This is a genomic window from Gammaproteobacteria bacterium, assembly GCA_030949385.1.
Lineage (GTDB): Bacteria > Pseudomonadota > Gammaproteobacteria > JAUZRS01 > JAUZRS01 > JAUZRS01.
This window is the reverse complement of sequence record JAUZSP010000008.1, coordinates 22,811-35,869: the sequence shown is the minus strand read 5'-3', so window position 1 is coordinate 35,869 and position 13,059 is coordinate 22,811. Positions and strand designations below refer to the sequence as shown.

The following is a 13,059-nucleotide window of genomic DNA, read 5'->3' as shown; positions in this document are numbered from 1 at the left end:
CTTGGAATTTTGGAGGGGAGATTCGTTTTCAACTGAACAATCCAAAAAACATTCCAGTTGATATCGGACGCAATAATGGCGCAACCATAACAAAATAACTTTACTCTCAAATTCGCTCTCAATTTTGGGGGAAATACACCTTTAGCAAAAAAACCGAAATTAAAGCCAGAGTATCAAATGAGTTTCGCCATTACGACAGATCAAAACCGAACACATTCAATGGCTGGGAAGCACCAGGGGAATGGGTGTTTGATGAACTGTATGTAAATATAAAGAAACCATTTGATATTAGCGTAGACTTAAAACTTGGTCGTCAATCACTGTTTTATGGGACGGGTAAAATAATTGCAGAGGGTACACCCGCTGACGGCTCACGAACCACCTACAGCAATGCGGTCACAGCCAACATATCTCCATCAAAAAACCATACAATTGATCTGTTCTATTTCAACAACCCAACAACAGATGCTCTTGCCATCAACAGCGATAATCGAAATTTGGTCGAGTGGAATGAGAGTGGCGCTGGGGTTCATGGTGCTTACTCAGATAAAAAAGATAATTTTTTTAATTATTATTACATTTACAAAGATGAGCACCGTTCAGCAACGAATGACAATAACATTAGCTTGCAATACTTCGGACAGTTTTAGAGAGAAAAAGATAGGAACCACAGGCGGATTCCGAGAAAATAGAGTTCTCAAAAAACGACAATCAAAGAAGGCCGCCCGTGGAATCCATAGTAGAATCGGTTTTACTCTCTATGTCCAGCCCTTTCAAGGTGGTAAGTTATTGATTATTCATTAGGTTTTTCTCCGCGAAGTAATTTGGCGGTAGAAACATGGGGTTGATTTGGATATTTATTACGTTTAACAGGAGGTTTTTTTATACCTCGCCTCGATTTTCTAAATTTTAATAAATTGATTTTCTCAGTAAGCTTAAGAAAAACATCAACGAATTGAGTCAGACTCATATTTTTAAAAACGCCCCATTCTTCATCGGGTAACGCGATCATCATTCCATCATCAATACTTCGGACAGTTTTAAACCTGAATAGCCCCATACTCACTCAGCTCATGGTAAACCGCCTCGACTTTTTGACAAGATCTCTCCAAACCTAACTTGTCAAAAAGTATTTTCATCAAATATTGATTGAATTTCTTGCGTCGCCACGAGGCAATCGAAATCACCGAAGGCTCAGGGTTGTTTTTGTCCTTACGGTCTTCCAGCTTCAATAAATTCAGTGCGGTGAACGAGGCATTAATATGAGTTTGAATGGCCTCTGAGCAACGCGCTTGGCAATCCATTAAACCCGTATGTTGCTTGGCTTCACGAAACAAAAATTCAATCTGAAAACGAGCGGTGTAATATTCGACAATCTTTTCTGGAGCCAACTCCGAATCCGTAGAAAACAGCAGAGCCGAACGGACTTTTGTCTTCTGCTCCCATCGCAGCAGCACCACACGGATTTTCCGTTTGAAACAACACGAGTGAACCACGGCGCTGTAAATCGATACCCCTTATCCATTACGCCACACGCATCAAAACGGGACAGCTCCGTTTGGAAATTGACTTTACCATCGTACGTTTTAGGACGTCCTTTGCCACCGTACTCGCCCTCAAAATACCAGCTTAGGTTGGCATCTGAACGCAGCTTTCCAATCAGGTGTAAGTCATCTGAACAGACCGCATCGACAAACTTCACCTTGCTGTAGTAGGCGTCTGCGGTAAGGTAGCGAATGCCTTGCGCTTGAAGATCACAGGCAAGGTCACAAACCTGTTTCGCGTAGCAGTCCACTCGGCTCTCACCCTCTTTCTGTTCCGAGTCCAACGTTTGGCGAGCCTCCAGCGCGTAAGCGGTTCGACTTTGAAGATCAATTCGGCAAACCAACGACAACTCCAACCCCACCATGGCTTGCCCCAAAGCGCCGTTGTAAAACCAACCCAACCCTGCTGTTTTCTGACCACTTTTTTCATAAAGCTGGCATCAATGGCGGCAATTTGATCGTGCTTTTGTGGCAGCTCTTTTTGAAGTAGGCGTCTGTTGAATTGTGCAAAATCAAATGAACGTCGAAACCAACGCGACAGACGTTTTTCATGCAACGAACTGTAACGACTCAAATTACGAAAAGTGGCTTTCCCTTGAAAAACCATCAATGCGGAAAACAGAGCTGAGAGAAAAAGACGTTGTGGTTTTTTAACACTGGACATGGAGAGTAAAACCGATTCTACTATGGATTCCACGGGCGGCCTTCTTTGATTGTCGTTTTTTGAGAACTCTATTTTCTCAGAATCCGCCTGTGGTTCCTATCTTTTTCTCTCTAAAACTGTCCGAAGTATTGATCATATGTTCGGGCAATATTCCCTGCTAAATAATAACCAGAAAGCTCATCTTTTATGGTCTTTTCTCCATGCTGAACCCGCAAAGCAGCTTTCACAACAGCCAATACATTATAAGCAACCAGCGCAACACAAAAACTAAACAGAGCCGCTTTCGGATACCCCAGTGTATTCACTTCTGAATGTAGGTGCGCTTCCAGCTCTTGAAACATGGTTTCTATGTTCCATCGCTTGCGATACAGCTCAGCAATACATTGGGCGTTGGCTGATGTTTTCGTCAAATTGGTTAAAATAACGATTTCCTGCTCACCATCTCGTGTTTCACGCTTTAATTTAAGTCGAATTCGACGATAAGTTCTTTTTCACCAAGATCATCCAGCATCGTGATCGACTGTTCATACAACGTTCCGGTATCACATTTTCCTGCTTTTTTCTGAGCCAGACGTTTCCCATGTTAGCCCTTTGTGCTCTCTACAGACGAAATAACCGCTCTTATCTGCCATCCCCAAAAGAAAAGCACGAACACAGAAATTTCTGTCCATAATCCACACATCTGATGCTTCAACCGTGGTCAATACCTGTCCCAATAAAGCGCGTTCTTGCGCATGCCCATCTTCACAAGGAAAGACATCAATGGCCATCTCCAGCATGGGATCGTAAACAACAAGGGATTTTCCATGAAGCGCACCTGCTTTGGTCTCTCTCAAAACTTCCAGTCGGTGCTCTGTTGCTTCAATGCAGTTGCCATCCAACATTTTGACCCGATATCCAGCTAACAAGGCTGCTCTTGCTCCGTCCAGAGCAGCAATGATCTCGGTTTTTCTCTTGCCGTTTCGCGCACCAACGCTGCCGAGGTCTCGGTGCTGATGCCATTCAACTTGTTGTAAAGTGAGGTGATTGATACACCAACCTCGTCAGATTCTTCTTTATAGGCTGCATTCACAGAGGGAAGGTCTTGAAAATGACCAAGTTCATCAAGTCAAATACGGTGGAGAAAAGCAATGTTCTTGTGTATTGCTCAACGGCTGTACGCTCAAAGATTGAATTCAGTTTTTCAGGACAAAGCACACGTTCTAAAAGAGCTTGAACCATGACAGGAACAGGGCTTTTATCCATAAAACGCTGAAAAACTTTACTGAACATAATGGACTCTTTACAGAATGTAATTTTGGAATAGATTATTCATCAAATACAAACGAATGGCCAGAAAATATGCCTTTTTCGATCAGTTTTCTCTATAATTAGCCACCTTGAAAGGGCTGGGCCAGAGGCTAAAAAACCTCTAAAACTAAATATACCCCTATTTGTTTCAGACATGAGTTTTGGGGCCTTATCTGAAGAAGCTAAAATTGCACTAGCAACAGGAGCCAATCTTGCCGGAACCGGTATTTGTTCTGGTGAAGGTGGCATGTTGCCTGAAGAACAAGAGGCCAATGAGCGTTATTTTTATGAATACGCCAGCGCGGGTTTTGGTTATAAAGAAGAGTTATTAAAAAAAGTCCAAGCGTTTCATTTTAAAGGTGGGCAAGGTGCAAAAACCGGCACCGGCGGCCATCTTCCGGGTAATAAAAACCAAGGAAAAATATCACAAGTACGAAACATAACAGAAGGCCAACCGGCTATTTCTCCGCCAACCTTTAAAGATCTTTCATCTGCCGCTGACTTTAAACGCTTTGCTGATAGAGTGAGAGAAGTAACCGGAGGTATTCCTATTGGCTTTAAATTAAGTGCCAACCACATTGAAAAAGACATCCAATTTGCATTGGATGCCAGTGCGGACTACATCATATTGGATGGGCGTGGTGGTGGTACAGGCGCTGCACCTGAAATATTCAGAGACCACATCAGTGTTCCCACCATTCCGGCTTTAGCACGCGCACGCGCTTACCTTGATAAACAGGGCGCAAGTGGTCGCGTAACACTCATTATTACCGGTGGATTACGGGTTCCAATGGACTTTGTAAAGGCGCTTGCTCTTGGTGCCGATGGCATTGCTGTATCAAACAGCGCCATGCAAGCCATCGGCTGCGTTGCAGCAAGAATGTGCAATACCAACAACTGCCCCACAGGCATCGCAACGCAAAAAGCAGAGTTACGGAAACGGCTGAACATTGAAAAATCATCAAAACAGCTGCATAATTTTTTCAATGCTTCTGTGGAGTTAATGCAAGTGATGGCACGCGCATGTGGCCATCATGATTTCAGCCAATTCAATAAAAATGACTTGGCAACATGGCACCGTGAAATGGCATCACTTTCGGGGATTAAGTACTCTGGCTTTACTGAGTTATAGAGAAACTTTCAAGAGGGGTGGCATCACTTCTCTTGAATTTCACCTACACTGCTTTTAAATTCAAGCCCTAATGCACTGGCAATTTAGCCCGCAACGCATCCCGATCAAACCACCACTGACCTTCCACAATCACATCAAGAATCTGCGCCAATTTCGGCAGAAAATCCTGAGGCTCTTTGAGTTGCAATTTCTCCACCCAGACATCCATACCGAGCTGATTCTGGATGCCGCTGTGACGCTCCGCCACCCTCGCCACTAAGTTTCGGGTTAAAAAGATGTTGCTGTCATGCTCTTCATCTTTGCTGCGCAAATCAGAAAGATAGTGCGCCGTCATCGCTGCCACCGCCGCACCATCAGAGTCATTCGGGGTTTCATCCACAATGTGCTCCAACAAGGTATAACTCACCTGCGGATCAACGGGGTAAGTGACCGCCAACCAAACACCGTGTGCCAACGCCGCAATGGACGCAGGCTGTTGCGCTTGATACAACACATCACAGGCTTCCACCGCATCCTGCCAGCTCTCAGCGGCCATAAAGAGATCAAACCCTTCTTTTGCCAAGCGCCAAGCGTGCTCGTGCTCCGTCAATCCCAGATGAGACTCCGCCACATCCAACAACGCCCGACCGCGCTCCACTGAATCGCAGTTCGCAGCCAAATTGATTAAGGCCTTTTGACGCTCTTTCAAAGTCGCTTTCAGCTCATCTTGATCACCCACCATACCGATGGCTGGCGCATCCACAGAAACGCCTTGTTTGTTCTCATTGCTCATGGTTAACACTCCAAATTAAAATCAGTGAGAAGGTTTTACCGCAGAATGGCCATCAGATAAAGGGGGCATTGGTGATGGGTAAGCGCACCACAACCGAACTCCCCACCCCCAACTCGCTCTTAATCTGTAACTCTCCCCCGTGCGCCTCAACAATCAGCTGCTGGATAAATTGCGCTTGCACCGCTTTCAACTTAGAAACTTGAGTTTCATTCAGATCAAGCTTACCTGTGACCCGCTTTAGGATAAATTCAGCACGCTTTTCAGGGCTAAAACCGTGTTTACCAAAACCACATTTCTCACCTGCAAAAGCAGTAAAACTGCCCAAAGTGACCAAATCAATAACAGACGCTAATAGAATTTAGCTGCGTTTAGACATTGTTTTCTCTCTTGTTCGAAGGGACGCTTGAAGCATACAAAACTGACCTGTAACAAAGGTCTCAGAGGTGTAACGTAATGAAGAAAAGACCTATCTGCAAGCACATAATTTGACTAAATAACCAGATTAACCTATAAAAAGTAGTGAACTTGAAGGAGTATTCACCATGCACATTCGAACCACCACAGATCCCATCACCTCACGCGAAGTTACCGACCCCGAACATCACCCTTGCGTCTACGACGGCGATGGCATCAATGGTCTGGAAATTTATTTCGAGAACGAAAAAAACAAACAGGTCTATTTGGCAATGGAATTAGAAAATAAAAAAATCCTGATGGGTAACGATACAGACGATTACATTGCCGAGGGTTAAAATCGCTGTTTTTACACCCCTTTAGTCTCTTACAGGGAGGTGAGCCAAAGGGTCTTGTGACCCCAAAAAGGGAGATTCACCATGTTACGCAGACTCTATTTTTTATTTCCTGATGAAAAACAAGCTCAACCCGTAGTCAAACAACTGGTTGAACTGAACATTCCCAAACGACGCATTCATGCCATCGCTCACAACATCGAACTCAACTCACTGCCACAAGCAACACAACGACAACAACACGACAGCGCCTTTCAGATTGAACAAGCCTTATGGGCCTCAAATCTCATTCTATTTGGCCTCGCTTTCGTGGTTTTCGTCACCGCTCTGGTCTCCAGCTCTTTTGTCGGTGCAGTGAGTGCTTTATCTGTCATGGCACTGACCTTTGTTGCTGGTGAAAAATTCGTCGTTCATCTACCCAACGTGCACCTAACAGAGTTCAGCGATGCACTCGCTCACGGCGAAATCCTGTTAATGATTGATGTGCCAAAACAGCGGGTTGCTGAGATTGAAACGCTGGTGCATCAGCATTATCCGGTTGCTGTGGTTGGAGGGGTTAGTTGGTCGGCAGATGCCTTTGGCTTATGAATTAAAAAAGTAACAGGGCAATGCCTCACTGCATTTCCCTTTTTCATCACACCTATGAATGCTGTAGGCTAGGCTCTCTCCACTGACCGCAGCGAGACCGCTTATGCAACAGCTCACTCACTTTCTAATCGCCCTAACTCTGCTCAGCAGTGGCTTGCTCCACGCCTCAGAATCGACTGTTCCAACCCTCAAAGAGGTCAAACGGCAGGTGGACAACCTCTCCACCAGCGAGTTGAAACAACGGCTGGAGAAACAACCCGACACCTATCTGATCGACGTGCGTACGAGCGGTGAAGTGCAAACCGTTAACGAAATGATCGCGGCGAAAAACAACCTCAATATTCCACGCGGCTGGCTGGAGCTGCGCATTGCCGCCGCCATCCCCGATAAAAACAGATCCATCGTGGTTTATTGCGGCACGGGTCAACGCAGCCCTTTTGCCGCTGACACCCTGAAAAAAATGGGTTATCAGAATGTAAAAAACTACGCCGAAGGCTTTGTTGATTGGCAAGCAGCTGAACTGCCGGTAACCCTGCTCAACCCCGCGCCTGACTCCCTGCTGTTTCGCCGCCCACAAAAAGTCATCGACGGTGTTTATTCCGCCATCGGAGCCACCGCGCCCGGCGGTTACAACAACTCCGGCCACAATAACAATCTGTCCTTTATCATCAGCGACGACGGTGTCTTAGTGGTCAACGCCGGAGACAACTACTTGCTGGCCAAATCCCTGCACGAAGAGATCAAAAAACTCACCGATCAGCCGGTGAAATACGTCGTACTGGAAAACGGTCAAGGCCACGCCATGCTCGGTTCTAACTACTGGCAAGAACAAGGTGTTCCAATCATCGCTCATACCGACACCTTAACCGAAATAAAAACCTACGGCGAAGAGACCCTCGATCAGATGCGCAGTCGCAGCCGCGACAAAGCCTTTGGCACTGAGTTGGTGATGCCCGATCAACATTTTGGCACCAAAAGGGTGATCCAACTGGGCAATGAAACCATCGAACTGCTCAACCTCGGCCCCGCTCACAGCCCTGGCGATACGATGGTTTGGCTGCCCAAACGCAGCCTGATCATCACCGGAGACATGGCCTTTCATCAACGACTGCTGCCGGTGTTTGAACACACCGATACCGGCGAATGGATCAAAACGTGGGATAAATTTGCTGCCCTGAAGGCCAAGTACGTCATTCCCGGTCACGGTATGCCCACCAACATGGACGAGGTAACAAAATACACCCGCGACTATTTATTCTACATGCGCAGCAAAATTACTGAGATCATCGACAACGACGGCAGCTTGCAAGACGCTTACGCCATTGATCAATCTGCCTACTCCCATCTGCCCACCTTTGATATACTCGCAAAACAGAACGCAGGGCGTATTTTTCGAGCAATGGAATTTGAGTAAATAATTCACTCAAACCCGCTCATTCAGGAGCAGCAGCATGATTAAACGATTTCGGCTTATCCTCATCCCACTGGCACTGTTCATCGTTTATCTGCTGCTGCCCTCAAACACCGTTCAACTCAGCGCCCCCAGCTCAGCGCCGCTGATTAAAGCCGTACCGAACAACTGGGCAGAACATCAAGCCGCTAATAAACAAGCCATCGCCACACACCTCAAAAAACACCAAGAAGATTATTTTGCTTTTGCTCATTTTGCCGTCAGCCAAACCGATGGCATTCCCTATCTAATCCTCAAGCTGCTGCCCAAAGTCGCACCCGAATTTTGGGGCGAAGGGGATAACTTTCTCAGCGTCATCGGTCTTTACCAAGACCCGCGCATGGGCAACTACCCCATGCCCAGTGGCATCGGCATCAGCGGCCTTGGACGGGCAGAACCACTGAGCAACATCGACTACGCCTCGTTTACCTGTGGTGGCTGCCACATTGGTCGAGTGCGGTTGGAAAACGGCGATCTTCGCTATCTGGACGGCGGCATCAACAGCGAATTTAACGTCATTCTCTATCGCTACAAAATCGTACAAACACTGAATAAACTCTACGCTGGCGAAAAAGATAAAGAAAAACAGCAACAGCGCGTCATCAGCGCACTGCTAACCACCCTTGCCGACAGCGCGCAAAACAACCCACACTATTTTTATAACAACTATCAACACGCCGACACACACTTCGATGCCGCCTATGAAAAAGCCCAAATCGAGCTGTTCCGCGACAACGCCAAACAGCACATCACGGCCTTTATACAACAGCAAGAAAACGCCTACGACGGCTGGAAACTGATCGTTGAACGCAATTACAGCGGCATCGAAACACGGGCAAAACTCGGTTACGCCGGAATGGAAGACGCCATCAGTTTTAACTCTGTCAACGCCTATCAAGGTCTGAAAGCAGCGTGGTACAGCGCCCCTTTTGCCCCGCTGGCACTGCCCAATGTAGCGGGCATCACCGACATTATGGCGGTTTGGGATCAGCAGAGCCGCGACCCACTGGGTTGGGATGAAGATGAAACGCTGCTGATTAACGGCGGTGGACAGTGGAACGGCCACATTCCGATGCTCTTTTATAAAAACCTCGCCGCCCAAGTGACCTTAGGTTTTAACGACGTCGATCTGCGCGTTTCAGCTCACTCTGAACGCCTGTTGCTGAACCTACCCGCACCCGCTTACCCCTTTGAGGTCGATGTCAAACTGGCCAAACAGGGACAAATTCTGTTTGCGCAAAACTGCGCCGCCTGTCATCAAGACAACAATGGCCACGTTTATCAACAGATGGGCACTCATTTAGGCCGAGCCAAAATCGCAGGCAGCATCACCACCCTTGGCGCGCAGAGCAGCTTCACCGGCAATTGTGGCCCCAACACTGAAATCACCCTCTCCGGCAAATTAGTTAAACCCTGCGCCGAATACAAAGGCATCTCTCTCAAGGGCAAAAGCAATCAATCCATGAGCAACCCCAAACAGCACGACGGTTACAACGCTCTGCCACTGGTGGGCATCTGGGCGCAAGCGCCTTACTTGCATAACGGTTCAGTGCCAACCCTCTACCATTTATTGCTGCCCAGCAGCCGCCCTGATCAGTTTATTAAAAGCCGCCTTGATTACGATCAAGAGAACGTCGGGTTTGCTTGGGATCCTTCACAAACAGGCAAAAAAGGAGAGGGTTATCTCTACGATACGGCAGCATCAGACATTATTGGCCATCAGGGGCATGATCAAGATATCCGCCTCGATGGCCAAACGTTTAAACTCGATTGGGAAGATGACAGAGCAGGACTGAATGCCCTGCTGGAATATTTGAAAACGTTGTAGTCGTACTGTTCCAGCACTCGTCCGACGTTGTTGCTTATGGCGGTTACTGATCTCAGTGCATCGTGAAGTTTTTGTGTTCGGTGGTTCTGGCTGTTCCGTCTACGGCCACGGTACGCTGGTAATTTTTCAATATCGACTTGGGTAGTCTGGGTGGTACTTTTGGAGTGTGTTTAAAGGCTTACATTTGGCGCAATGCGCTTCGCGTATTGACGCCCTACCAGATGCGCCTGTGTGCCTTACCGTATTTGTTTAACTGCGCCAAGCGTAGATCTCTAAGGTAGCGGGGTCACACTGACAACAGCCACCGCCACACGCCGTACCAGCGGGCAATTTTTCCACTTTTCCCTTGCTTTGCCAGCGTTGCAACATGCCCCGAATCGCATCGGGATCCGCATTAAAGTGCAAGGCAATGTCCCGTAACGCAACCTTAGAATGGCTCTGAAGATAGGTTCTCAATTCACTCAAAATCACAATTTTTCTCCTAAGCTACAACCACTTTATTCTGTTGACGATCAGCGTAATAACGCAGACTCAAAAAGACCCCCACGATCAACGCCAACATCGCCGCCACCCACCACAACGAACTCTCTGGGTGCTGCGGCAAGGTGGCCAACTGATAAAACAGAGTGGCACTGACGTAAGCCAAAAGGGTGCTCCAAGAGACGGCAAACAGCGTCCAAAGAGCGTTGGTCTCACGCATAATTGCCGAAGTGGCCGCCACACAGGGGAAATACATCAGGATAAAGATCAAGTAAGCAAAAGCACCAATGGCACCGTCAAAGCGGCTCGCCATCGCACCAAAGGTGGCCATATCCACATCCTGTTCCGCTGCCGCTGCGACCTGATCTTCTTTCACCAGCGCCAAACCCAGTGGATCGGTGAGCAATTGGGTCAACGAGGAAAAATTCTCCGGTACCGTTGCCAATGCAGATCCAATTCCGCCCCAAAAATCAAACGCCTCAGGCTCGGTGGCCATTTCGGCAGGCTCACTGCCCATCTGTGAATAGAGCGCATTCAACGACCCTACCACCACCTCTTTGGCCATCACACCGGTAAAAATACCCACCGTGGCAGGCCAGTTGTCTTCGTGAATGCCAAAGGGTTCAAACACCGGAGTGACCGCTCGACTCATGGCGCTCAAAACCGAGTTTTCGCTGTCTTGATTGCCAAAAGAACCGTCGGTACCGATGGAGTTCAGAAAGTTAATTAGCAACACCATCAAGACAATCAACTTACCTGCATCACGCAAAAAGCCGTGCAGCCGATGCCACGTGCGCATCAAAATGCCCTTCACCGTTGGCAGATGGTAGCTGGGCAACTCGATGATCAGCGGCTCAGACTCGCCCGGCAACAGGGTGTATTTCAACAGCACGGCGGTCAAAATAGCCGCTGCAATGCCAATCAAATAGAGCAGCAAAACAATCACCTGACCGCCATCGGCAAAAAAGGCCGCCGCAAACAGGGCGTACACCGACAAACGCGCCCCACAAGACATAAACGGACTCATCATCACCGTCATCACCCGTTCACGGGGATCTTCCAGCGTGCGGGCGCTCATAATCGCCGGAACATTGCAGCCAAAACCAACGATCAACGGTACAAAGGCTTTGCCAGGCAGACCCAAGCGCCCCATAAAACGATCCATAATAAACGCGACCCGTGACATGTAACCGGAGTCTTCTAAAAAGGCCAGTGCCAGATAGAGAAAACCGATAATGGGGATAAAGGTCGCCACTACTTGGATGCCACCACCAACGCCATCGGCCAGCAACACCCGCAGCCAATCAGGGCTGCCCATCGCACTTAACAGCGTGCCAAAACCATCAACAAAAATGGTCTGCGCCAGTTGATCAAACACGTCAATAAACGCCCCACCAATGTTGATGGTGAAGGTGAACATCAAGTACATCACAAAAATAAACAGCGGCACCGACAAATAACGGTTTAAGACCCACGAATCAATGCGATCCGAGATCAAGCTCTTCACTTCGCCCTGCTGTTGAGTAACGATGCCGGTGAGATGATGCGCCAAACTGTAACGGGCATCGGCGATCAAAATATCCAGATCTTCTGCCGAAGCAGTTTCAATTCCCGCCACTTCGTGCTGGGCAAAATGGACAATATCCGCAGGAATGCCGTCATCAATACCCAAATCACCGCTCAAGACACTGACGGCCAAATAACGATAACAGACCGGAAAACGGATCTCTGCCTGCTGCAACTGAGCGCAGATCTGATCCAACACACCGCTTATGGGCTGGTGGTAATCCACCTCAAGAGTTGGCTGCTTGCTCGCCTTCAAGGCGTTAAGCAGACCTGTTTTTAAAGGCTCAACGCCCTCCGAGCGACTCGCCACCAGCGGAATCACCGAACAACCCAATAGGTTTTCCAGCGCCGCCAGATCAATTTTACGCCCCCGATCCTCGGCCACATCCATCATGTTCAGCGCCACCACCATCGGCAACCCCAATTCCAGCAGTTGGGTGGTCAGATAGAGGTGGCGCTCCAGATTGGACGCATCCAACACATTGAGGATCAGATCGGCGTTGCCCGCCATAAGATAATTGCGTGAAACCGTGACATCGGTGGAGTTGCCACCACTGTCAAGAGAATAAAGGCCGGGAAGATCCACCAATTCAATGTGGGTCTGATCGACTTCAAAGCTGCCTTGTTTACTCTCAACCGTGACACCAGGGAAGTTACCAACGTGTTGATTGGCTCCGGTCAGCGCATTAAAAAGGGTGGATTTACCGCAGTTAGGGTTGCCGGTAACGGCAACAGTGAAACCGTTCATGCCAGAGATTCAACCAAAATTTGCGCCGCAATGGCACCACCAAGAGCAATACGATCGGAACCACGCGCCACCACCAAACCACCACCCCGTCGTTGCAACGTGGTGACTTCGGCTCCAGGAAAGAGACCCAGAGCAATCAGACGCTGTTTCAAACCCCGCTCCGTTTGGTAACCGGTGATCCGACTTAAAGTACGCTCTGCAACGGTGGCTAACGTTTGAGGCTGCATAATAATTCCTGTCAATGACAA

Annotated in this window: 17 protein-coding genes and 1 pseudogene; 6 read left to right on the top strand and 12 right to left on the bottom strand. The window is 48.1% G+C overall.

Annotation, left to right across the window (positions count from 1 at the left end):
- The first annotated feature begins 245 nt into the window (after positions 1-245).
- Complete coding sequence (locus Q9O24_11590) at positions 246-650, top strand: hypothetical protein (protein MDQ7075767.1); 405 nt, start codon at positions 246-248, stop codon at positions 648-650.
- Between the two features lie 143 nt (positions 651-793).
- Here the strand turns inward: Q9O24_11590 and Q9O24_11585 are convergent, their stop codons facing one another.
- From Q9O24_11585 to Q9O24_11555, 7 genes are all read right to left on the bottom strand, one after another.
- Entirely contained in the window at positions 794-1,015 is a 222-nt protein-coding gene (locus Q9O24_11585; protein ID MDQ7075766.1) for a hypothetical protein, read from the bottom strand.
- Positions 1,016-1,040: 25 nt separating this feature from the next.
- Entirely contained in the window at positions 1,041-1,460 is a 420-nt protein-coding gene (locus Q9O24_11580; GenBank protein ID MDQ7075765.1) for a transposase, read from the bottom strand.
- Between the two features lie 238 nt (positions 1,461-1,698).
- The gene (locus Q9O24_11575) at positions 1,699-2,241 is read right to left on the bottom strand and encodes a hypothetical protein (protein ID MDQ7075764.1); all 543 of its coding nucleotides are present in this window, start codon (positions 2,239-2,241) and stop codon (positions 1,699-1,701) included.
- A 77-nt stretch (positions 2,242-2,318) separates the two neighbouring features.
- The gene (locus Q9O24_11570) at positions 2,319-2,681 is read right to left on the bottom strand and encodes a transposase (protein MDQ7075763.1); all 363 of its coding nucleotides are present in this window, start codon (positions 2,679-2,681) and stop codon (positions 2,319-2,321) included.
- Positions 2,682-2,750: 69 nt separating this feature from the next.
- Positions 2,751-3,092, bottom strand: a complete 342-nt coding sequence (locus tag Q9O24_11565; protein ID MDQ7075762.1) for a hypothetical protein — start codon at positions 3,090-3,092, stop codon at positions 2,751-2,753.
- Between the two features lie 17 nt (positions 3,093-3,109).
- Positions 3,110-3,280 (bottom strand): hypothetical protein, encoded by a 171-nt coding sequence (locus Q9O24_11560; GenBank protein MDQ7075761.1) that lies wholly within the window; start codon positions 3,278-3,280, stop codon positions 3,110-3,112.
- Positions 3,277-3,480 (bottom strand): hypothetical protein, encoded by a 204-nt coding sequence (locus Q9O24_11555; protein MDQ7075760.1) that lies wholly within the window; start codon positions 3,478-3,480, stop codon positions 3,277-3,279. The genes Q9O24_11560 and Q9O24_11555 overlap by 4 nt, the downstream gene beginning before the upstream one ends.
- Before the next feature lie 118 nt (positions 3,481-3,598).
- Here Q9O24_11555 and Q9O24_11550 point away from each other — a divergent pair.
- Positions 3,599-4,630: pseudogene (locus Q9O24_11550) on the top strand (FMN-binding glutamate synthase family protein).
- 67 nt (positions 4,631-4,697) lie between these two features.
- On the opposite strand, the gene Q9O24_11545 reads toward Q9O24_11550, so the two are convergent.
- Together Q9O24_11545 and Q9O24_11540 are read right to left on the bottom strand one after the other, a co-directional pair.
- On the bottom strand, positions 4,698-5,402 hold the full coding sequence (locus Q9O24_11545; GenBank protein MDQ7075759.1) for a hypothetical protein: 705 nt from the start codon (positions 5,400-5,402) through the stop codon (positions 4,698-4,700).
- 52 nt (positions 5,403-5,454) lie between these two features.
- Complete coding sequence (locus tag Q9O24_11540; protein ID MDQ7075758.1) at positions 5,455-5,727, bottom strand: hypothetical protein; 273 nt, start codon at positions 5,725-5,727, stop codon at positions 5,455-5,457.
- A 217-nt stretch (positions 5,728-5,944) separates the two neighbouring features.
- Between Q9O24_11540 and Q9O24_11535 the strand changes: the two genes are divergently transcribed.
- The 4 genes from Q9O24_11535 to Q9O24_11520 all read left to right on the top strand — a co-directional run bounded on the left by Q9O24_11535 (position 5,945) and on the right by Q9O24_11520 (position 10,017).
- The gene (locus Q9O24_11535; GenBank protein MDQ7075757.1) at positions 5,945-6,154 is read left to right on the top strand and encodes a hypothetical protein; all 210 of its coding nucleotides are present in this window, start codon (positions 5,945-5,947) and stop codon (positions 6,152-6,154) included.
- 81 nt (positions 6,155-6,235) lie between these two features.
- Positions 6,236-6,739: a hypothetical protein gene (locus Q9O24_11530; protein ID MDQ7075756.1), complete on the top strand. Its 504-nt coding sequence runs from the start codon at positions 6,236-6,238 to the stop codon at positions 6,737-6,739.
- Between the two features lie 103 nt (positions 6,740-6,842).
- Positions 6,843-8,153 carry a rhodanese-like domain-containing protein gene (locus tag Q9O24_11525; GenBank protein MDQ7075755.1) on the top strand — a complete coding sequence of 437 codons (1,311 nt, stop codon included), beginning with the start codon at positions 6,843-6,845 and terminating at the stop codon, positions 8,151-8,153.
- A gap of 37 nt (positions 8,154-8,190) precedes the next feature.
- Positions 8,191-10,017, top strand: coding sequence for a cytochrome C (locus Q9O24_11520; protein MDQ7075754.1), 1,827 nt, complete (start codon positions 8,191-8,193; stop codon positions 10,015-10,017).
- A gap of 249 nt (positions 10,018-10,266) precedes the next feature.
- Here the strand turns inward: Q9O24_11520 and Q9O24_11515 are convergent, their stop codons facing one another.
- The 3 genes from Q9O24_11515 to Q9O24_11505 are packed head-to-tail and all read right to left on the bottom strand — an operon-like array spanning position 10,267 to position 13,038.
- Complete coding sequence (locus Q9O24_11515) at positions 10,267-10,488, bottom strand: FeoC-like transcriptional regulator (GenBank protein ID MDQ7075753.1); 222 nt, start codon at positions 10,486-10,488, stop codon at positions 10,267-10,269.
- Between the two features lie 10 nt (positions 10,489-10,498).
- Positions 10,499-12,811, bottom strand: a complete 2,313-nt coding sequence (gene feoB / locus Q9O24_11510; protein ID MDQ7075752.1) for a Fe(2+) transporter permease subunit FeoB — start codon at positions 12,809-12,811, stop codon at positions 10,499-10,501.
- The gene (locus Q9O24_11505; protein MDQ7075751.1) at positions 12,808-13,038 is read right to left on the bottom strand and encodes a FeoA family protein; all 231 of its coding nucleotides are present in this window, start codon (positions 13,036-13,038) and stop codon (positions 12,808-12,810) included. The genes feoB and Q9O24_11505 overlap by 4 nt, the downstream gene beginning before the upstream one ends.
- Positions 13,039-13,059: the final 21 nt, after the last annotated feature.

Bases quoted from the DNA above. Each gene is read 5' to 3' on its own strand.
- Q9O24_11555 (MDQ7075760.1), bottom strand. From the start codon at position 3,480: ATGTTCAGTAAAGTTTTTCAGCGTTTTATGGATAAAAGCCCTGTTCCT.
- Q9O24_11530 (MDQ7075756.1), top strand. From the start codon at position 6,236: ATGTTACGCAGACTCTATTTTTTATTTCCTGATGAAAAACAAGCTCAA.
- Q9O24_11520 (MDQ7075754.1), top strand. From the start codon at position 8,191: ATGATTAAACGATTTCGGCTTATCCTCATCCCACTGGCACTGTTCATC.
- Q9O24_11525 (MDQ7075755.1), top strand. From the start codon at position 6,843: ATGCAACAGCTCACTCACTTTCTAATCGCCCTAACTCTGCTCAGCAGT.
- Q9O24_11535 (MDQ7075757.1), top strand. From the start codon at position 5,945: ATGCACATTCGAACCACCACAGATCCCATCACCTCACGCGAAGTTACC.
- Q9O24_11505 (MDQ7075751.1), bottom strand. From the start codon at position 13,038: ATGCAGCCTCAAACGTTAGCCACCGTTGCAGAGCGTACTTTAAGTCGG.
- feoB (MDQ7075752.1), bottom strand. From the start codon at position 12,811: ATGAACGGTTTCACTGTTGCCGTTACCGGCAACCCTAACTGCGGTAAA.
- Q9O24_11565 (MDQ7075762.1), bottom strand. From the start codon at position 3,092: ATGTTGGATGGCAACTGCATTGAAGCAACAGAGCACCGACTGGAAGTT.
- Q9O24_11585 (MDQ7075766.1), bottom strand. From the start codon at position 1,015: ATGATGATCGCGTTACCCGATGAAGAATGGGGCGTTTTTAAAAATATG.
- Q9O24_11545 (MDQ7075759.1), bottom strand. From the start codon at position 5,402: ATGAGCAATGAGAACAAACAAGGCGTTTCTGTGGATGCGCCAGCCATC.